The sequence below is a fragment of the Xanthobacter autotrophicus genome, from assembly GCF_030015065.1.
In the GTDB taxonomy this organism is placed as follows: domain Bacteria; phylum Pseudomonadota; class Alphaproteobacteria; order Rhizobiales; family Xanthobacteraceae; genus Xanthobacter; species Xanthobacter autotrophicus_D.
In genome coordinates, this window is the sequence record NZ_JAIVFN010000006.1 from 1 (window position 1) to 17709 (window position 17709).

Genomic DNA, 17709 nt, shown 5'->3' on the forward strand with positions numbered 1-17709 from the left:
GGGGAGGGGGCAGAACCACTCCCCCTTCCCTCAAGGGCGGAACAGGACCCCACCGGTCATGGGCGCGGGCGCACCGGTGGTGGTCGGATAGGTCAGCGGCAGGCCCTTGAGGGCGCGGGCGGCGAGAAAGCCGAAGGCGTGGGCCTCCAGCGCGTCGGCGGACCAGCCCACCTTGTCCGCCGTGCGCACCTCCGCCCCCAGCCGCGCCGCCAGCATGGCCAGCAGCGTCGGGTTGCGGGCGCCGCCGCCGGCGACGATCCAGCTTTGCGGCGGCCGGGGCAACAGCTGAACCAGCGCCGCCACGCTCGCCGCCGTGAGGGCGGTGAGCGTCGCCGCCCCGTCCTCCAGCCCCATGCCGGCAAGCCCCATGCGCTCGCCCACGAACAGGCGGAAATCGTTGCGATCCAGCGATTTCGGCGGCGGCTGGCGGAAGAAGGGGTGCTCCAGCACCTCGGCGATGCGCGTCTCGTCCACGGTGCCGCGCGCCGCCGCGCGGCCGTCCGCATCGAAGGGCACTTTCGTGCGGGCGAAGAGGAAATCGTCGATCAGCGCATTGCCCGGCCCGGTGTCGCAGGCCACAGGCGGGGCGTCACCGTCGATGACGGTGACATTGGCGACCCCGCCCACATTCAGCACCGCCACCGGATGGGGCAGCGCGAGGCGCCGCACCAGCGCACGGTGGAACACCGGCACCAGCGGCGCCCCCTGCCCGCCCGCCGCCACGTCGGCGGCGCGAAAATCCGCCATCACCGGCACGCGCAGGCTTGCCGCCAGCCGTTCCCCCGCGCCGATCTGCACCGTGAGGCGGGCGTCGGGGCGGTGGAACACGGTCTGGCCGTGGAAGCCCACGAGGTCGATGCCGGACGGGGTGAGGCGCAACTGGTCGAGAAGCTGGCGCACCGCCTGCGCGTGGAGGTCGGTGATGCGGATCTCGGCCTCGCGCAGCACGCCGGGCCGGTCGGTGCGATGGTTGAGGCCGCGCGCATCCTCCATGGCCAAAACCAGCAGCGCCCGCGTCTGCGCATCATAGGGGCAGGTGAGCGCGGCGCCGAGCCACTGCACCTCTTCGCCGTCGGTGTCGATCAGGGCGGCGTCGATGCCGTCCATGGACGTGCCGCTCATCAGGCCCACCACACGCATCCGCTCACCCCCAAAACGCGCGCCCTGTGCAATCTTGCGCCGGACCTGATACACCACCGCACCTTTCCGGCGCGTGAGCGCCCGCCCCAAGACCGATCCAAGAAACCGATCCAAAAGACCGATTGACGCGATGACCTCCCAGACCTTCCGCTCCGACTTCCTGCGCACGCTCCATGAGCGCGGCTACATCCACCAGTGCTCGGACCTCGAGCGCCTCGACGCCAAGGCCGCGGAAGGACCCATCACCGCCTATATCGGCTTCGATGCCACCGCCTCCAGCCTCCATGCCGGGCACCTGCTCTCCATCATGATGCTGCGCACGCTCCAGCGCACCGGGCACAGGCCCATCGCGCTCATGGGCGGGGGCACCACCAAGATCGGCGATCCGTCCGGCAAGGACGAGGCCCGCAAGATGCTGACCGACCAGCAGATTTCGGACAACATCGCCTCCATCCGCAAGGTGTTCGCGCGCTTTCTCGATTTCGATCGCGGCGCCATCATGGAGAACAATGCGGCCTGGCTCGACGAGCTGAAATACATCCCGCTTTTGCGCGAGGTGGGGCCGCACTTCACCATCAACCGCATGCTCACCTTCGATTCGGTGAAGCTCAGGCTGGAGCGCGAGCAGCCGCTCACCTTCCTCGAATTCAACTACATGATCCTGCAGGCCTACGACTTCGTGGAGCTGAACCGGCGCCACGGCTGCATTCTGCAGATGGGCGGCTCGGACCAGTGGGGCAACATCGTCAACGGCATGGAGCTGGGCCGGCGCATGCACGGCGCCGACCTGTTCGCCCTGACGACGCCGCTGCTCACCACCTCCTCCGGCGCCAAGATGGGCAAGACCGCCGGCGGCGCGGTGTGGCTCGATGCCGACCTGCTCTCGCCTTACGAATACTGGCAGTACTGGCGCAATGCCGGCGACGCGGACGTGGAGCGCTTCCTGAAGCTCTTCACCGAGCTGCCTTTGGACGAGATCGCCCGCCTTGCCGCCCTCGAGGGGCAGGAGATCAACCTCGCCAAGGAGGTGCTTGCCACCGAGGCCACCGCTTTGCTGCACGGCCGGGAAGCCGCGGAGAAGGCGAAGGAGACCTCCCGCGCCACCTTCGCCGACGGCGCGCTGGCCGTCGATCTGCCCACGGTGGAGGTGCCGCGCGACCGGCTGGCCGAGGGGCTCGGCGTCGCCAACGCCTTCGTGGAAGCCGGCCTCGTCGCCTCCACCAGCGAGGCGCGCCGCCAGATCAAGGGCGGCGGCCTGAAGGTGAACGACGCCGCCGTCGCCGACGAGAAGGCGACGCTCGACCTCGGCGCGCTGACGCCGGAGGGCGTGGTGAAGCTCTCGTTGGGCAAGAAGAAGCACGTGCTGCTGAAGCCGGTGTGAGGGCGGCTTCCGCGTCCCCCGACCCGGCCTGGCGCCCCCTCATCCCTCTCCTTTTTGGGGGCGAGGGGATAAGGCGGTTCTTTCCCGTCGTCATGCCCGGCCTTGTGCCGGGCATGACGACGTGCCGCTTGCCCTCCGTTTTGGAGCCTTGCGCCCAGCCCGACAGCGTGGACGGCCGGGTCAAGGCCGGCCATGACGGCCTGAAGTCTTCCTGCCCTCCGCAGGGCGGCCGGGAGCGGAGCGGCTCCCGGTCAAGGGGACCACGCACCGGCGGCCCTCCCTCCTTCGGCCACAAAGTCGCGGGATTGACGGGGCGCGGGCGCTCGGTTACGCGCCAGCCCTTCGCACAGCCTCCCGGAAAGAACGCCTGCGCCCCATGGCCGACACCGCCCTGAAACCGTCGCCCCGTATTTCCTTCGTCTCGCTGGGCTGCCCCAAGGCGCTGGTGGATAGCGAACGCATCGTCACCCGCCTGCGCGCGGAAGGCTACGAGCTGACCAAGACCCACCAGGGCGCCGACCTCGTGGTGGTGAACACCTGCGGCTTCCTCGACAGCGCCAAGGCCGAAAGCCTCAACGCCATCGGCGAGGCGCTGGCCGAGAACGGCAAGGTGGTGGTCACCGGCTGCATGGGGGCCGAGCCGGAGGAGATCCGCGCCGCCCATCCCGGCGTGCTCGCCATCACCGGCCCGCAGCAATATGAGAGCGTGCTCGCTGCCGTGCACGAGGCGGTGCCGCCGGCCCACGACCCCTTCCTCGACCTCGTGCCTGCCGAGGGCGTGAAGCTCACGCCCCGCCACTACGCCTATCTCAAGATTTCCGAGGGCTGCTCCAACCGCTGCACCTTCTGCATCATCCCCAGGCTGCGCGGCGACCTGGTCTCGCGCCCGGCGGGGGACGTGCTGCGCGAGGCCGAGCGGCTGGTGAAGGCGGGCGTGAAGGAACTGCTTGTCATCTCGCAGGACACCTCGGCCTATGGCGTGGACCTGCGCTACGCCGCCAGCCCGTGGGGCGACAGGGAGGTGGCGGCCCGCTTCCTCGATCTCGCCGGCGCGCTGGGGGACCTTGGGGCATGGGTGCGCCTGCACTATGTCTATCCCTACCCGCACGTGGATCAGGTGATGGAACTGATGGCCGCCGGCAAGGTGCTGCCCTATCTCGACATCCCCTTCCAGCATGCGAGCCCCACCGTGCTGAAGCGCATGAAGCGCCCAGCCTCGCAGGAAAAGACCCTCAACCGCATCCAGGCGTGGCGCGCGGCGGTGCCGGACCTGACCCTGCGCTCCACCTTCATCGTCGGCTTCCCCGGCGAGACCGAGGCCGAGTTCGAGGAGCTGCTCGGCTTCCTCGAAGAGGCCGAGATCGACCGCGCCGGCTGCTTCAAGTTCGAGCCGGTGCGCGGGGCCGATGCCAATGCGCTGGAAAACCCCGTCCCCGACGAGATGAAGGCCGAGCGCTACGACCGCTTCATGCGCACCCAGCAGAAGGTTTCCGCCCGGCGCCTCAAGCGCAAGGTGGGCACCCGCCAGAGCGTGATCATTGATACGGTGACCCCCGACGGCGGCATCGGCCGCACCAAGGGCGACGCGCCGGAGATCGACGGTACGGTGAAGGTGTTCGCCCGCCGCCCCCTGCGCGTGGGCGAGATCGCCACTGTGAAGATCGAGGCCGCCGGGCCCTATGACCTCTCCGGCACGGCCGTGGGGTTCTGAGGGCCGATCCGATCGCTGAACGTTCCGGACCCGCCGACCCGCCCGCCCCCCTTCACGGCGCGGGCGGGATGACCACGCCGCCGGAGAAGCCCTGTATGGTCCATTCATAGGGCGCGGCGCTGGTGCGGAAATTGCCGAGGCGCGGCGCCGCGAGGTCGAGAATATCGACGATCACGACCGTCCACATGAACATCAGCAGCACCACGAGCAAAGGCTTGCTCCTCCCCCTCAGTCCGAGCTGGTAGCCGACCGAAGCCGTGCTCAGTAGCGTCATCAGGATCAGAAGCCAGAACAGCTGGGGTGGCAGTCGCGTCTCCATGGCGAGCCGCTCGGCGGTGCTCATGTCGAACGTATCGTTGATCGCCGCCATCAGCGAGGCCGACACCGGATTGGGCTGCTCCCGGACGATGGCCGCCACGTGCCCCCATATGGTTGACTGCAACGCGCTGGTCTTCTGGTTCAGCGCATTGATCCGGGCCGTGTCGAGGCCGGCCGTCACGAAGTCCGCGCGGACCTTCGTGTACTGCTCCAGCAGGGTGGCGATCGCCTCGGCGCGGGGCGTCCCGACCGCCTTGGCCCGCAGCCAGGCGGTGCCGATGGCGTTGGCCTCGGCGAGCGTTCCCGTGCGGCGCTCGCTGAACCTTGTGTTGGCGAAGGACAGCGTCAGCGCCAGCACGAAGGCCATCAGGGCCAGCATGCCGCCGACGACCACGCCCACGCCCTCCATCTGCGTCGTCGCCCGGGCCTTCTCCCGCCGCCCCATAAAGACGCCGATCCTGTGGGCGACGAGCTGGGCCACAAGCAACAGCGCCCCGAAAGCGACAATGCTCTGCTCGGCAATTCCGGCAAGAAACGCCATCGCCCCGCCTCCCGGCCTGCCGCTCCTCGTCGCGCCCTGGGGCGCTTTCGCGATTGGCCTATTGCGGGGGCCGGTTGTCAATCAAAGTCCGGCGAGAGGGTATTTATGCACCGCGCTGCGTATCCGCCTCACGCCGGCTCGTGCGCCATGCCGGCCACCACCGCGTCGAGCAGGTCCCCGGCAGCGGCGATCTGCGCCTCCGTCACGTCGAGGGACGGCAGGAACGCCAGCACCTCGCCGATGGCGCGCACGCTCACGCCCCGCTGCCCCAGCTGTTCCGCAAGCGCCTCCGCCTCGGCGGGGCCGATGCAGACAAGGCCCTGCATCAGGCCCGTGCCAACGACGTTGCAGAACAGGTCGGTCCGGCGCCAGCGCAGGGGGGTGAGCCGGTCCTCCAGCTGCCAGCCCAGCGCCTGGATCCGCCCCTCGAAGCCGGGCGCCAGCGCCGCGGCGAGGATGTCGCGTGCGAAACCCAGCGCCTCATCGGCCACGGACGGGCGGCCATTGGGCAGCGCGCGCGCCCATTTCGCGGTGAGCACCAAGGCGGCCAGCGGCAGGCCGGCGCCCTCGCCCACCAGCATCAGATCCGGCGTCACGCCGGTCCATTCATGGGCGAAGGCCATGCCGGTGCGCCCGAGGCCGGCGTCGGTCTCGTCGAAGACCAAAGCGATGCCATATTCGTCCGCTGCCTCGCGCAGCTCGGCGAGGAAGGAGCCCGGCAGCATCTCGATGCCCGCCGCAAGCCGCACCGGGGCGACGAACAGGCCCGCCGTCCTCGGCCCGATGGCGGCGCGCACCGCGCCGATCTCGTCGGGCATGCGGCTGACCTCCGCATCGCCGGCAAATTCCGGCGGCAGCGGCGCATCCCCGGCGCAGACCAGCAATTCCCGCCGCTTGGGCCGTCCGGCGACGCGGTGCTGGGCGCGGACGGTGTCGAGGATCACCCGTCGCGCCGCGGCGGCCGAGGGCAGCAGCACCGCCGTGTCGCCGAAGGAGTGGGCGACGAGGAGGTCCACGAGCCCGCCCGCATCCGGGGCGGCCGCCTGCTCCAGAGGCGCAGGTGCCCCGACGAGACACGCGCCGGAAAAATCGACGGGCGCGGCGCCTTCCTCGGGCGGTTCTGGCGCAAGTGTGGACATGACACCTCCGGCGCCGACATCCGCCGGCGGCTTCAACGACAGCGTGCGCCCGCAGGGGGGCGGCCTCAAGCGGTCACAGCACCGCAGGGCCGGCGGCGGCCGGCCCGGCCCCTCCCCCTGCGCCGGACTGAAACCGCCCGGCTCAATCGTACTTCAGGTACGAGAAACGCAGATCGTGCTGGGGCGTGCCCTCCAGCGGAGCGTCGGGCGCAGCGCCCGGCTGCCACATCACCACCTCCTCGATCTTCTGCGCCAAAGCGAAGTCGCGCACGGTGATGCCCTTGGCGTCGTGGGACTGGAGGCGCACCTCCACCCAGGCGTAGGAGGCTGTGAGGTCGGGATGATGCCAGGCCGCCTCGGCGAGATGGCCCACGGCGTTGATCACCATAAGCGTGCCCTTCCAGCTGTTGGTCTTGTAGGTGCGACGGATCCAGCCGTCCTCCAGGCGCCAGTGGGGAAGATCCGCCTTCAGGCGGGCCTCGATCTCCTCCGGGCTGAACGTCTTCTTGCGGTCGATGGTCTGGCTTTGGGTGGTCATATGCGGTCTCCCGAAGCCGGCGCGGCGGCACGGTTGGAAACGAAACGCAGGATTGATCTGCCACAGGGCGCGGGGCGCCGGCGAATGCTGTATATCCACAACGCCGCAGGGCCCGCCGCGCCGGTGCGCGGGCCGCAGCCGATGGGAGCATCATGTCGACCCCTCTCGCCGTTTTCGTCAACATGCTCATCGTGATCGCCACGGTCGCCGCCATGGAAGGGGTGGCGTGGGCCGCGCACAAATATGTCATGCACGGCTTCGGCTGGGGCTGGCACAAGTCGCACCACGAGCCACGCGAGGGCGTGTTCGAGCGCAACGACCTTTATGCGCTGCTGTTCGCCGGCATCGCCATCGCCCTCATCTACGCGTTCCGCAATGGCGGCGCGCTGCTGTGGGTGGGCGTGGGGATGACGGTCTACGGCTTCCTCTATTTCTTCGTGCACGACGGCATCACCCACCAGCGCTGGCCATTCCGCTACGTGCCGCGCAACGGCTATCTCAAGCGCCTGGTGCAGGCCCACCGGCTGCACCACGCGGTGGAAGGCAAGGCGGGCTGCGTCTCCTTCGGCTTCATCTATGCGCCGCCGCCGGCCGCCCTGAAAGCGAAGCTGAAGAAGCTCCATGGCGGCAGTCTGAAGCACAACGAGGCGGCGGAATAGGCGCCTTCGGCCTCCTCCCGTTCCCTGCACCACACCCCCCAGACGAAAAGAGGCGGCCGAAGCCGCCTCTTTCTTTTTGTCGGGTGCCGGCGCGGCGCTCAGGCCTTCACCAGCGGCAGCTTGGGAACCGGGCTGCCGGAGCGGCCGGGGCCGCCCGACTTCGGCCCCTTCGGCCCGCTCTTGGGGCCCTTGGGGCCGGGCCGGGAGGCCTTGGCCTTGGCCGCCGGCTTGCGGCGCTTGGCCGGCTCCGGCGCGATCTTGTCCGGCTTGGGGGTGACGGGGCCCTCGGGGAACTCGAAGCCGAGCTTCGAGTCCGTGCCCTCGCCTTCCACCACCACGCGGACATGGCCGCCATTCTTCAGCGCGCCGAACAGGACGAGGTCGGCGAGGGGCGTCTTGATGTGCTCCTGGATCACGCGGGCCATGGGCCGCGCGCCCATCTGCTCGTCGTAGCCGCGATCCACCAGCCACGCGCTCGCCTCGTCGGAGAGCTCGATGGTGACATTGCGGTCCGCCAGCTGGGCCTCCAGCTGGAGCACGAACTTCTCCACCACCTGGGTGATGACCTCGGGCGGGAGATGGCCGAACGGGATCACCGCGTCGAGCCGGTTGCGGAACTCCGGCGCGAAGGTCCGGTTGATGGCCTCCGAATCGTCGCCCTCGCGCTTGGTGCGGGTGAAGCCGTAGGCGGGCTTCGCCAGATCCGCGGCGCCCGCATTGGTGGTCATGATCAGGATCACGTTGCGGAAGTCGATCTGCTTGCCGTTGTGGTCGGTGAGCTTCCCGTGGTCCATCACCTGCAGCAGGATGTTGAAGAGGTCCGGATGGGCCTTCTCGATCTCGTCCAGCAGCAGCACGCAGTGTGGGTTCTGGTCCACCCCGTCGGTGAGCAGGCCGCCCTGGTCGAAGCCCACATAGCCGGGAGGCGCGCCGATGAGGCGGCTCACGGTGTGGCGCTCCATATATTCCGACATGTCGAAGCGCAGCAGCTGCACGCCCAGGATGGAGGCGAGCTGCTTGGCCACTTCCGTCTTGCCGACGCCGGTGGGCCCGGAGAACAGGTAGGAGCCGATGGGCTTCTCCGGCTCACGCAGGCCCGCGCGGGCGAGCTTGATGGAGGCGGCGAGGGCGTCGATGGCCTTGTCCTGCCCGTAGACCACGCGCTTGAGGGTGGTGCGCAGGTTGGCCAGCACCTCGGCATCGTCCTTGGAGATGGTCTTGGGCGGGATCCGCGCCATGGTGGCGATGGTCGCCTCGATCTCCTTCAGGCCGATGGTCTTCTTGCGCTTGGCCTCGGGCAGCAGCATCTGCGCCGCGCCGCTCTCGTCGATCACGTCGATGGCCTTGTCGGGCAGCTTGCGGTCGTGGATGTAGCGGGCCGAGAGTTCCACCGCCGCCTTGATGGCGTCGTTGGTGTAGCGCAGCTTGTGGTAATCCTCGAAATAGGGCTTGAGGCCCTTGAGGATCTCGATGGCGTCGGGCACGGACGGTTCGGCCACGTCGATCTTCTGGAACCGGCGCACCAGGGCCCGGTCCTTCTCGAAATACTGGCGGTATTCCTTGTAGGTGGTCGAGCCCATGCAGCGCAGGCTGCCGGAGGCGAGCGCCGGCTTCAGAAGGTTGGACGCGTCCATGGCCCCGCCCGAGGTCGCGCCGGCACCGATGACCGTGTGGATCTCGTCGATGAACATGATGGCGTTCGGATAGGCCTCGATCTCCTTCACCACCTGCTTCAGGCGCTCCTCGAAGTCGCCGCGATAGCGGGTGCCGGCGAGCAGCGCGCCCATGTCGAGGGCGAACACGGTGGCGGTGGCCAGCACCTCCGGCACGTCGCCGTCATTGATGCGCTTGGCGAGGCCCTCGGCGATGGCGGTCTTGCCCACGCCCGGGTCGCCCACGAACAGCGGGTTGTTCTTCTGCCGGCGGCACAGCACCTGGATGGTGCGGGTGATCTCGGCGTCGCGGCCAATGAGCGGGTCGATCTTGCCCTCGTGCGCCTTCTTGTTGAGGTTCACGCAATAGGCGTCGAGCGCGTCCGCTTTCTTCTGCTTGTCGTCGCCGGACTTGGTCTCGGTCTCCTCGTCGGCGCCGCGCACGGGGCGGCTCTCGGACATGCCGGAGCGCTTGGCGATGCCGTGGGAGATGTAGTTGACCGCGTCGTACCGCGTCATGTCCTGCTCCTGCAGGAAATAGGCGGCATGGCTCTCGCGCTCGGCGAAGATGGCGACGAGCACGTTAGCCCCGGTCACCTCCTCCCGGCCGGAGGACTGCACGTGGATGACCGCGCGCTGGATGACGCGCTGGAAGCCCGCGGTGGGCTTGGAATCGTCGGAGCCGGACTGGACGAGATTCTCCAGCTCCGTGTCCACGTATTCGATGAGATTGCGACGGAGCTTCTCCATGTCGACGTTGCAGGCCCGCATGACGGCGGCGGCGTCCTGATCGTCCACCAGGGAGAGAAGCAGATGCTCGAGGGTCGCGTATTCGTGGTGGCGTTCGTTGGCGAGGGCCAGAGCGCGATGGAGCGACTGTTCGAGGCTGCGTGAGAAAGTAGGCATCGACACCTCGTTTCGCGCGTCGCTCCCGGCCCTCGGAGACCCCGCCGGCTTGAGGAACGCGTGCGCCATTCACACAAACTTCGTACCGGATGCCGCAGTGCGCAAGCCCCTCCTGCGCGGGAAAAACGCTTCCCTTAGCCGCCGCCCGTCCGCAGCACAAGACACGACCTCGCATTCCGGGCCGCGCGGAACCCGGAACATGGCCATCACGAATTGTCGCGGAAGCCCCGGTCGGCTTTGCGCCGGCTTACTTCTTCTCCATCACGCACTGGAGCGGATGCTGGTGCTTGCGGGCGAAATCCATCACCTGCGTCACCTTGGTCTCGGCGACCTCATAGGTGAAAACGCCGCACTCCCCCACACCGTGATGGTGGACGTGAAGCATGATGGTGTTCGCCTGGTCGCGGTTCTTGTTGAAGAAGCGCTCCAGCACATGCACCACGAACTCCATGGGCGTGTAGTCGTCGTTCAGCAGCAGCACCCGGTAGAGCGAGGGCCGCTTGGTTTGCGGCTTGGTGCGCGTGATGACCGCCGTGCCGGGACCCTCGCCGCCCTTGCGGGGCGGCGTGTCGGGGCCGGCCATGGCCGGTACCTGAAAATTGGAGATTGAAATATTCATCATGTCCGTCGCGCCCTGTTCCGCTGCTCCGGCCGTCGCACGGAGTTTGGCGCAGCTCCCTGAATGATGGGAATAATAGGAAACGCTCGGCCTCTTCGCCAGTGCCGCGCCGTCACGACGGCGCGCGGAGCCCTGCATGCGCGGCCGGGCGCACCTGCGCGGAGCCACCAACGACGAAGGCCCGGCACTGGGCCGGGCCTTGTGACGCAACACCTGTACGCAACTGTTACGCATCTACGCATGGCTCCCAAGGGAGCCGGCGCGCCGGGGGACGCGAGGACAACCTCCCGGCGCAACGCCCGGTACGGGCGAAATCAGTGGCCTCAGCCGGGGAACTTGAAGGCGGACTTGCCGAAGCTCGCCTCGAAGGGCTTGTAGGCTTCCTTCGCCAGCTCGGTGTAGAGCTCGCCGAGCTTGGTGGCCTGGGCCACGGCGCCTTCATAGGCCGTCTTCAGGTAGGACTGCTGGATCTCGATCGCCTGCTCGACGGTCTTGGCACCGAGCAGCTTCTCGAGGGCAGCGGTGCCCTGCTCGAAGGAGGTCTTGGTGTAGTCGGCGATTTCCACCGCGATCGCCTGGGCGCTCTTGGAGAGCGTGCCGAAGCTCTTCATGGCGGATTCGATGTTGTCCTTGCTGATCTTCTGCAGCTCTTCAGCAGTCTGAACCATTGGGAGTCCCCTTTTGCCGGCGAATGGGGCCGGCCCCGCGCAGAGTGGTTATTGCCTCCGCTCGGTTGTGGATAATATGCACTGCAGCACGCCCGTCAAGCGTTTTTGTGCACCGCACAATATGGCAACGCTGCCAGGTTTACGCCTTGGTAACTCCGCGTTTTTAGGCTCAGGACTCGGTCGCTTCCCCCAAACCTCGGTGCGACGCACAAGCCTTTCACGAGGCTCCCAGGTCACAACGGGCGCGGGAACTGGATCGGGTTTGCGACCTTGGACACGGGACAAATGTGCATGCGTAGATCGTCGGCCGGCCTCTCCTTCACCACGAAAGCCCTTGCTTTTGCGGTGCTTGCGGCGTTTTCGCTGACCGCTCCGGCGGCCGAGGCGAAGCCCCGCAAGAAGGCCCAGGTCGAGCGGTCCAAGGAGCGCTCCAAGCCGCGCTCCCGGCAGATCGCCAGTCCTCAGGACAACGACGACGCCAGCCGCTGGCGCTACGGCTCCTCCGCCATCATCGTGGACGCGAATACCGGCAAGACGCTCTACGAGGACAATGCGGACGCCCTGCGACATCCTGCCTCAGTCACCAAGATCATGACCCTTTACCTCCTGTTCGAGCAGCTGGAGGCGGGCAACCTGAAACTTGACAGCGACCTGCAGGTTTCGGCCAAGGCGGCGTCGCAGCAGCCGTCCAAGCTCGGGGTCAGGCCCGGCTCCACCATCGAGGTGGAAGACGCCATCAAGGCCCTGGTGACGCGCTCGGCCAACGACGTGGCGGTGGTGATCGCCGAGAACCTCGGCGGCACCGAATCCGAATTCGCGGAGATGATGACCCGCAAGGCGCGGGCGCTGGGCATGAGCCGCACCGTGTTCCGCAACGCCTCCGGCCTGCCCAATCCCAACCAGGTGACCACCGCGCGAGACCTCTCCATCCTCGGCCGCGCGGTGCAGGACCGCTTCCCCAAGCAGTACAAGTATTTTGCCACCCGCACCTTCTATTATCGCGGGCAGGCCATCGGCAATCACAACCGCCTGCTCGGCCGGGTGGAGGGCGTGGACGGCATCAAGACCGGCTATACCCAGGCCTCCGGCTTCAACCTCGTCACCTCGGTGAAGCGCGACGGGCGCTATCTGGTGGGCGTGGTGCTCGGCGGCTCCAGCGGCGGCTCGCGCGATGCGCGCATGACCAGCCTCATCAGCCAGAACCTGCCCGTGGCCTATGCCGGCGGGCGCACCGCGCCCAAGGTGACCGAGGTGGCCGACGCCGCCATCCCCATGGGCCGGACCGCACCCCTGCCGGTGGTGGCGCAGCGCGAGGAGGAGACGCCCCACGCGGTGGCGCCCCTGCCCAAGCCGGCCGCCGTGCAGCTCGCCGCCGCCGAGCCCGCCACCACCGCATCCATTCCGCAGGCCGCCGGCCATCAGGTGAAGCCCGGCTCGGCCGAGCCCATCCGCCCGGTGGCGGTGAAGACCGTCGCGGTCCAGCGCCCGGCGCAGGCTGCCGCCGCTGCCGCGCCGACCCCGGCCAGCTTCAGCGCCCCCGCCGGCGTGCTCGGCTATCTCGGCCCCTCCGGCGCCACCCTCTCGCCCGCGGCCTCCGCGGTCCAGGCCGTGGCCCAGGGCCAGGCGCGCGCGCCCCAGCCCGCGCCCGCACCGGTCCAGCAGGCCACGGCGCCGACCGGCAAGGACACGTCCCGTCTCGCCTCGGCGGTCGCCAGCGGCGCGTCGGAACAGGCCCTGCGCGCGGCCCGCATCGCCGCCATGGAGCCGGACGACACCTACGCCCAGGCCATACGCGCCGCCCAGCGCGCCAACGCCGCGGCCCAGAACCCGGCGCCGGTGGCCGTCGCGCCGGCCCGGCCGGTGCGCACCGCGTCCCTCGTTCCCGTGGCCGCCCCCGAGCCTGCTGCACGGCCCGCCCCGGCCAAGGCGGCCCCGGTTCCGGCCTCCGCCCATTCCGGCTGGCAGATCCAGATCGGCGCGTTCGGCGGCGAGCGGGAGGCGAGGGCCAAGCTCGATGCCGCCAAGGCGCGGGCCAGGTCCGTCCTCGGCAATGCCGATCCCTATACGGAGAAGGTGCAGAAGGGCTCGTCCGAGCTGTACCGCGCCCGCTTTGCCGGCCTGGACGAAAAGGGCGCCCGCGAAGCCTGCCGTTTACTCAAGCGTAATGACTTCGACTGTATGACCTTCAAGAATTGAAGTCATGCACGAGACTCAGCCATGCTTGCGCAAGATCACGTCCTTGGCGCGATTTATCCTCGCAGCGAGATAGCTGGATCCGCCCAGATCGGGGTGGAGCTTCTTCATCAGGGCGCGGTGCGCCGCGCGGACGGCCTCGGCCTCCGCGCCCGGCTGAAGGCCAAGGATCTCATAGGCCTCCTCCTCGGTCATCGCGTCACGGCCGGCGCTCCCGCCCGCATCGCCCATGCCCCCCGCACCCGCGTCAGCCTGAGCGTGCTCACGCCAGGCGGGCGCCCGGCGGTCGAGATAAGCTTCGAGTAGAGACAGGGACTGCGCGTCGCAGATGCGGCGCAGCGCCAGCAGCGACGGCACGTCGAGCGCGTCCAGCGCCGTGCCGGCATAAGGTCCCGCCAGGACCTGCCCCCTCATGTCCCCGCTGGACAGGTCGAGCTCCATTTCCAGCAGCGCCGTGCGCACCTTCGAGACCTGCGGCGCGCCCCGCTTGCGGAACAGGCTGCCGAGATAGCCGCCCACCCCCTGCGGATCGAGCCGGCCCAGAAGGGCGATGCCCACCGCCGCCAGCGGGATCGCGGCCGTGAACCGCCCCATCACCAGCGCTCCGGCCGCGCCCAGCAGCGCGGCATAGGCCAGCGAGCGCATGAGGATGGCCACCAGGACCTTGGGATCGGCGCGGGTCCACGTCTTCAGTCCGTAGAGGGCGAGGATCAGCAGCAGGGCGCCGGCAATCAGGCTGATCACGAAAACCACCTCACAGGTCGAACGGATTCAAGGCTCGGGCACATGGCGTTCGGAAGGCCGCCCTCAGCCGCCGAGCGCTGCGATGAGAAGGCGGGCCCCGGCGTCGCGCCGGGCGATGAGCGCCGGACGCCCGCCCGCCGCATAGGCCGCCACCGCAGAAAGCAGCTGGCGCAACTCGTCGGGCGCGCGGGCGTCGAACCGGCAATAGGCGCCGGAGGTGACATCCGCGAGGCTGCGGAACACCTCCTCCACCCGGCTGTCGCTGCCCTCCTGGAACATGAAGAGCCGCACCCCGCGTAGCGCCAGCTGCCCAGCCGCCTCCATGAGGCGGGCGGCATCCTCCTCCATGGCGTCGCCGACGAACACCGCCGCCCTGAGCCCGGAGCGCTCCGCCTCCCGCGCGAGGTGCTCCAGCACGCGATGGATCTGGGTGAGCCCGCCCTGGCAGGCGATGCGGCGCATGAGGGCGCCCAGGGTCGCCGCATCGGTCACGAAGGGCGAGGCCCGGCATTCCCCCTGCCCCCGGTAATAGACGATCTGCATGTCGAGCCCGCCATGGGCGGCGGCGGAGGCGAACATGTCGGCCTGGATGTCGCAGGCCAGCGCCCAGGTGGGCTGGCGCGATCCGGTGGCGTCGAGGGCGAAAGCAAGGCGTCCCCGCCCGTCCGCCGGCCGCGCCGGAGGCATGGCGCGGGCCGCCGCGAGGAAGCGCGCCACCGCGTCGGCGTCGGAAACCACCGGGGCTACGGTCTCCTTCGCCTTTGGCAGGTGCGCATTCTTGTCGTCGGTCTTCGCCATCGGAGCCTCTTGGTCCACACATAAGCCGCCCTGCCTGCCGAACCAAGGGGCGGGGCGGCCACGCAAGGAAACGTCAACTCAACGGTTGATGACGGGACACCGACGCCCTATCTCCTCCCGGCGCTGCCATCCGGGAGGCGGAGCCCTGGCTGCATCGGCCTCGGCGACGGCCCCGGCGCCACAGATGTTCCGGCGGGCGGCAGGAGAGGGCTGGGATCATGGCGACATTGCCGAAGGTGGTGGGGCGCGTGCGCGACCTCAGGGCACAGGTGGCGGGCTTCCGCGCGGAAGGCGCGCGCGTCGCTCTGGTGCCCACCATGGGCGCTCTTCATGCCGGCCATGTGGCGCTGGCCGAAAAGGCGCGCGAACTGGCGCCACGCACCGTGGTCTCCATCTTCGTCAACCCCACCCAGTTCGCCCCGCACGAGGACTTCTCCCAATATCCGCGTTCGCTGGAGAGCGACCTCTACAAGCTGGCGGACGTGGGGGTGGACCTCGTCTACGCCCCGACCCCCACGGAGATGTATCCCTCCGGCTTCGTTACCCGCATCGCGGTCGGCGGCCCCTCGGAAGGGCTGGAGACGGACTTCCGCCCGCATTTCTTCGGCGGCGTCGCCACCGTGGTGGGCAAGCTCTTCATCCAGTGCGCGCCGGATTACGCCGTGTTCGGCGAGAAGGACTATCAGCAACTCAAGGTGGTGACCCGCCTGTCGCGCGACCTCGACCTCGGCGTCGAGGTGGTGGGCGTGCCGACCATCCGCGAGGAGGACGGCCTCGCCCTGTCCTCCCGCAATGCCTATCTCGACGAGGAGCAGCGCAAGGTCGCCCCGGTCATCTTCACCGCCCTCAGCCGCGCCGCCGAGGCGATCCGCGCCGGCACGGCCACCGATGCGGCCCTCCTGACCGCGCGCGGCATGATCGAGGCGCTGGGGCTGAAGGTGGACTATGTGGCCGCCCGCAATGCCGAGACCCTCGCCCCCCTGAAGGAGGGGCCGGATGCCGGCCGCGAGCCCGTCCGCCTTCTCGCCGCGGCCTGGCTCGGCGAGACCCGGCTCATCGACAACATCCCGGTGTGACGGCGCGCCGCCTCACACCGCACCGATGTAGCCCGCCGCAAAGGCGATCACGACCAGGACGAGGCCAACCACCAGCACCGTCAGGACGCGCCCGGTGGCGAGGCCCTGGCGGGCCTTGACCGCCGGCTTCACCGGCGCCCCGTCCGCCGTGCGCGCGTCCGGTTCCAGGAACGCGCGCTCCTGCTCCAGTTCAGCGGGATCCTGCATCACCGCCTCCTTCCCGTTGCTCTCCCAAGAGAGAACGCGGGAACGGGGCCGGGGTTTCCGTTACAGCGGCATGAAGCCCTCAGGCCGCCGCGCGCATCCGGGCGAAGGCCTGGTCGAGGTCGGCTTTCAGGTCGGCCACGTCCTCAAGGCCGATATGCAGGCGCACCGCCGGGCCCTCCACGTCCCAATCGGTGGCCGTGCGATAGTCGCGGCAGTCGAAGGGAATGGCGAGGCTCTCGTAGCCGCCCCACGAATAGCCCATGCCGAACAGGGTCAGGCTGTCGAAGAAGGCGGCCACCGCGCGCTCCGGCACGTCCTTCAGGATGAGGCTGAACAACCCGCTGGCACCGCAGAAGTCGCGTTTCCAGATGGCGTGACCGGGATCCGAGGGTAAAGCCGGGTGCAGCACCCGCGACACTTCCGGCCGATCCTGGAGCCACTGCGCCATCTCCAGCCCCGAGCGCTGGTGCTGCGCCAGCCGCACCGCCAGCGTGCGCAGGCCCCGCGCGCCCAGCGCCGCATCGTCGGGGCTGATGGTGATGCCCATGGTGCCGTGGGTGGCGATGACCTTCTTCCACGCCGGCCCCACGGCGGAGATGGTGCCGAGATTCAGGTCGGCATGGCCGCCGATATATTTGGTGCCGGCCTGAATGGAGATGTCCACGCCGAAGGCATGGGGCTTGAAGAAAAGCGGCGTCGCCCAGGTATTGTCGATGAGGGTGGTGATGCCCCGCGCCTGCGCCACCGCCGCGATGGCCGGTACGTCCTGCATCTCGAAGCTCTGCGAGCCGGGCGATTCGAGGAAGATGGCACGGGTGTCGGCGCGGATCAGCTCGGCGATGGCGGCGCCGGCCAGCGGATCGTAATAGGTGGTCTCGACCCCGAGGCGCCTGAGCACCTGGTCGCAGAAGGTGCGCGTGGGGCGGTAGGCGGTGTCCACCATCAGCAGGTGGTCGCCCGCGCCGAGCACGGAGAGGAGCGAGATCGACACCGCGGAGAGGCCGGACGGGGTAAGGGCGATTCCATCTCCCCCTTCCAGCGCCTTCAGCGCGGCCTCGAAGCTCTCGGTGGTGGGATTGCCCCGCCGGCCATAGCTGTAGCGGCCGCGATGGTGGATGAGATCGTCGTAGGTTGCCGAAAGAACAGTCGATCCGCGCACGACCGGCGTATTCACGAAACCGTCGAAACGCCTGGGATCGCGGCCTGCATGCACGACTTTCGTCGCGGGCCTCAGGCCGGTGTCGCTGCCTGTTCCATCACCTTGCCCATGCGACATGCAAATCTCCTGTGCCGACGGTTGGCCGCGGCCGGTGTCCTGCTATTGACCCGCCCGCGCCAAGGGGCTGTGATGGGCGGGATAGACGTCTTGTGTCGCCCCGTCGAGCCTGAGCCGTCATCCCGGCGACGCGAGCGGACGGC

Annotated in this window: 16 protein-coding genes; 5 read left to right on the forward strand and 11 right to left on the reverse strand. The window is 68.9% G+C overall.

The genetic code is table 11. From position 1 onward, the window contains the following. Positions 1-30 precede the first annotated feature (30 nt). A complete protein-coding gene (locus tag K9U40_RS02735; protein ID WP_282888712.1) occupies positions 31-1140 on the reverse strand; it encodes an anhydro-N-acetylmuramic acid kinase in 1110 nt (369 codons plus the stop codon). Positions 1141-1270: 130 nt separating this feature from the next. On the opposite strand from K9U40_RS02735, the gene tyrS reads away from it, so the two are divergent. Both tyrS and rimO read left to right on the forward strand, forming a co-directional pair. After that, positions 1271-2521, forward strand: coding sequence for a tyrosine--tRNA ligase (gene tyrS / locus K9U40_RS02740; RefSeq protein ID WP_282888713.1), 1251 nt, complete (start codon positions 1271-1273; stop codon positions 2519-2521). A 376-nt stretch (positions 2522-2897) separates the two neighbouring features. After that, positions 2898-4232, forward strand: coding sequence for a 30S ribosomal protein S12 methylthiotransferase RimO (gene rimO / locus K9U40_RS02745; RefSeq protein WP_282888714.1), 1335 nt, complete (start codon positions 2898-2900; stop codon positions 4230-4232). A gap of 52 nt (positions 4233-4284) precedes the next feature. Here the strand turns inward: rimO and K9U40_RS02750 are convergent, their stop codons facing one another. The 3 genes from K9U40_RS02750 to K9U40_RS02760 all read right to left on the reverse strand — a co-directional run bounded on the left by K9U40_RS02750 (position 4285) and on the right by K9U40_RS02760 (position 6768). After that, positions 4285-5091, reverse strand: coding sequence for a hypothetical protein (locus tag K9U40_RS02750; RefSeq protein WP_282888715.1), 807 nt, complete (start codon positions 5089-5091; stop codon positions 4285-4287). 128 nt (positions 5092-5219) lie between these two features. Next, positions 5220-6230 carry an aminotransferase class III-fold pyridoxal phosphate-dependent enzyme gene (locus K9U40_RS02755; protein ID WP_282888716.1) on the reverse strand — a complete coding sequence of 337 codons (1011 nt, stop codon included), beginning with the start codon at positions 6228-6230 and terminating at the stop codon, positions 5220-5222. Between the two features lie 142 nt (positions 6231-6372). Further along, positions 6373-6768 (reverse strand): 4a-hydroxytetrahydrobiopterin dehydratase, encoded by a 396-nt coding sequence (locus tag K9U40_RS02760; RefSeq protein WP_282888717.1) that lies wholly within the window; start codon positions 6766-6768, stop codon positions 6373-6375. 152 nt (positions 6769-6920) lie between these two features. Between K9U40_RS02760 and K9U40_RS02765 the strand changes: the two genes are divergently transcribed. Then, positions 6921-7427, forward strand: coding sequence for a sterol desaturase family protein (locus K9U40_RS02765; protein ID WP_282888718.1), 507 nt, complete (start codon positions 6921-6923; stop codon positions 7425-7427). 98 nt (positions 7428-7525) lie between these two features. Here K9U40_RS02765 and clpA read toward each other — a convergent pair whose 3' ends face one another. The 3 genes from clpA to K9U40_RS02780 form a co-directional block, all read right to left on the reverse strand. Then, entirely contained in the window at positions 7526-9985 is a 2460-nt protein-coding gene (clpA, locus tag K9U40_RS02770) for an ATP-dependent Clp protease ATP-binding subunit ClpA (protein ID WP_282888719.1), read from the reverse strand. A 247-nt stretch (positions 9986-10232) separates the two neighbouring features. Then, the gene (clpS, locus tag K9U40_RS02775; protein WP_282888752.1) at positions 10233-10568 is read right to left on the reverse strand and encodes an ATP-dependent Clp protease adapter ClpS; all 336 of its coding nucleotides are present in this window, start codon (positions 10566-10568) and stop codon (positions 10233-10235) included. 359 nt (positions 10569-10927) lie between these two features. After that, on the reverse strand, positions 10928-11272 hold the full coding sequence (locus K9U40_RS02780) for a phasin family protein (RefSeq protein ID WP_282888720.1): 345 nt from the start codon (positions 11270-11272) through the stop codon (positions 10928-10930). Positions 11273-11563: 291 nt separating this feature from the next. Between K9U40_RS02780 and K9U40_RS02785 the strand changes: the two genes are divergently transcribed. Continuing rightward, entirely contained in the window at positions 11564-13468 is a 1905-nt protein-coding gene (locus K9U40_RS02785) for a D-alanyl-D-alanine carboxypeptidase family protein (RefSeq protein WP_282888721.1), read from the forward strand. Between the two features lie 15 nt (positions 13469-13483). Here the strand turns inward: K9U40_RS02785 and K9U40_RS02790 are convergent, their stop codons facing one another. Next, on the reverse strand, positions 13484-14209 hold the full coding sequence (locus K9U40_RS02790) for a DnaJ domain-containing protein (protein WP_282888722.1): 726 nt from the start codon (positions 14207-14209) through the stop codon (positions 13484-13486). A gap of 63 nt (positions 14210-14272) precedes the next feature. Further along, complete coding sequence (locus tag K9U40_RS02795; protein WP_282888723.1) at positions 14273-15007, reverse strand: VWA domain-containing protein; 735 nt, start codon at positions 15005-15007, stop codon at positions 14273-14275. A 218-nt stretch (positions 15008-15225) separates the two neighbouring features. Here K9U40_RS02795 and panC point away from each other — a divergent pair, with 218 nt between their 5' ends. Continuing rightward, positions 15226-16083 (forward strand): pantoate--beta-alanine ligase, encoded by an 858-nt coding sequence (gene panC, locus K9U40_RS02800; RefSeq protein WP_282888724.1) that lies wholly within the window; start codon positions 15226-15228, stop codon positions 16081-16083. A 12-nt stretch (positions 16084-16095) separates the two neighbouring features. Here panC and K9U40_RS02805 read toward each other — a convergent pair whose 3' ends face one another. Beyond that, positions 16096-16290 (reverse strand): hypothetical protein, encoded by a 195-nt coding sequence (locus K9U40_RS02805; RefSeq protein WP_282888725.1) that lies wholly within the window; start codon positions 16288-16290, stop codon positions 16096-16098. 79 nt (positions 16291-16369) lie between these two features. Continuing rightward, entirely contained in the window at positions 16370-17566 is a 1197-nt protein-coding gene (gene metC, locus K9U40_RS02810; protein WP_282888726.1) for a cystathionine beta-lyase, read from the reverse strand. Positions 17567-17709: the final 143 nt, after the last annotated feature.

Excerpts from the sequence above, each read along its gene's own strand:
- panC (WP_282888724.1), top strand. The coding sequence starts at position 15,226 with ATGGCGACATTGCCGAAGGTGGTGGGGCGCGTGCGCGACCTCAGGGCA.
- K9U40_RS02765 (WP_282888718.1), top strand. The coding sequence starts at position 6,921 with ATGTCGACCCCTCTCGCCGTTTTCGTCAACATGCTCATCGTGATCGCC.
- K9U40_RS02805 (WP_282888725.1), bottom strand. The coding sequence starts at position 16,290 with ATGCAGGATCCCGCTGAACTGGAGCAGGAGCGCGCGTTCCTGGAACCG.
- K9U40_RS02795 (WP_282888723.1), bottom strand. The coding sequence starts at position 15,007 with ATGGCGAAGACCGACGACAAGAATGCGCACCTGCCAAAGGCGAAGGAG.
- K9U40_RS02755 (WP_282888716.1), bottom strand. The coding sequence starts at position 6,230 with ATGTCCACACTTGCGCCAGAACCGCCCGAGGAAGGCGCCGCGCCCGTC.
- K9U40_RS02785 (WP_282888721.1), top strand. The coding sequence starts at position 11,564 with ATGCGTAGATCGTCGGCCGGCCTCTCCTTCACCACGAAAGCCCTTGCT.
- K9U40_RS02750 (WP_282888715.1), bottom strand. The coding sequence starts at position 5,091 with ATGGCGTTTCTTGCCGGAATTGCCGAGCAGAGCATTGTCGCTTTCGGG.
- metC (WP_282888726.1), bottom strand. The coding sequence starts at position 17,566 with ATGTCGCATGGGCAAGGTGATGGAACAGGCAGCGACACCGGCCTGAGG.
- K9U40_RS02760 (WP_282888717.1), bottom strand. The coding sequence starts at position 6,768 with ATGACCACCCAAAGCCAGACCATCGACCGCAAGAAGACGTTCAGCCCG.
- K9U40_RS02735 (WP_282888712.1), bottom strand. The coding sequence starts at position 1,140 with ATGCGTGTGGTGGGCCTGATGAGCGGCACGTCCATGGACGGCATCGAC.
- tyrS (WP_282888713.1), top strand. The coding sequence starts at position 1,271 with ATGACCTCCCAGACCTTCCGCTCCGACTTCCTGCGCACGCTCCATGAG.
- rimO (WP_282888714.1), top strand. The coding sequence starts at position 2,898 with ATGGCCGACACCGCCCTGAAACCGTCGCCCCGTATTTCCTTCGTCTCG.
- K9U40_RS02780 (WP_282888720.1), bottom strand. The coding sequence starts at position 11,272 with ATGGTTCAGACTGCTGAAGAGCTGCAGAAGATCAGCAAGGACAACATC.
- clpS (WP_282888752.1), bottom strand. The coding sequence starts at position 10,568 with ATGGCCGGCCCCGACACGCCGCCCCGCAAGGGCGGCGAGGGTCCCGGC.
- clpA (WP_282888719.1), bottom strand. The coding sequence starts at position 9,985 with ATGCCTACTTTCTCACGCAGCCTCGAACAGTCGCTCCATCGCGCTCTG.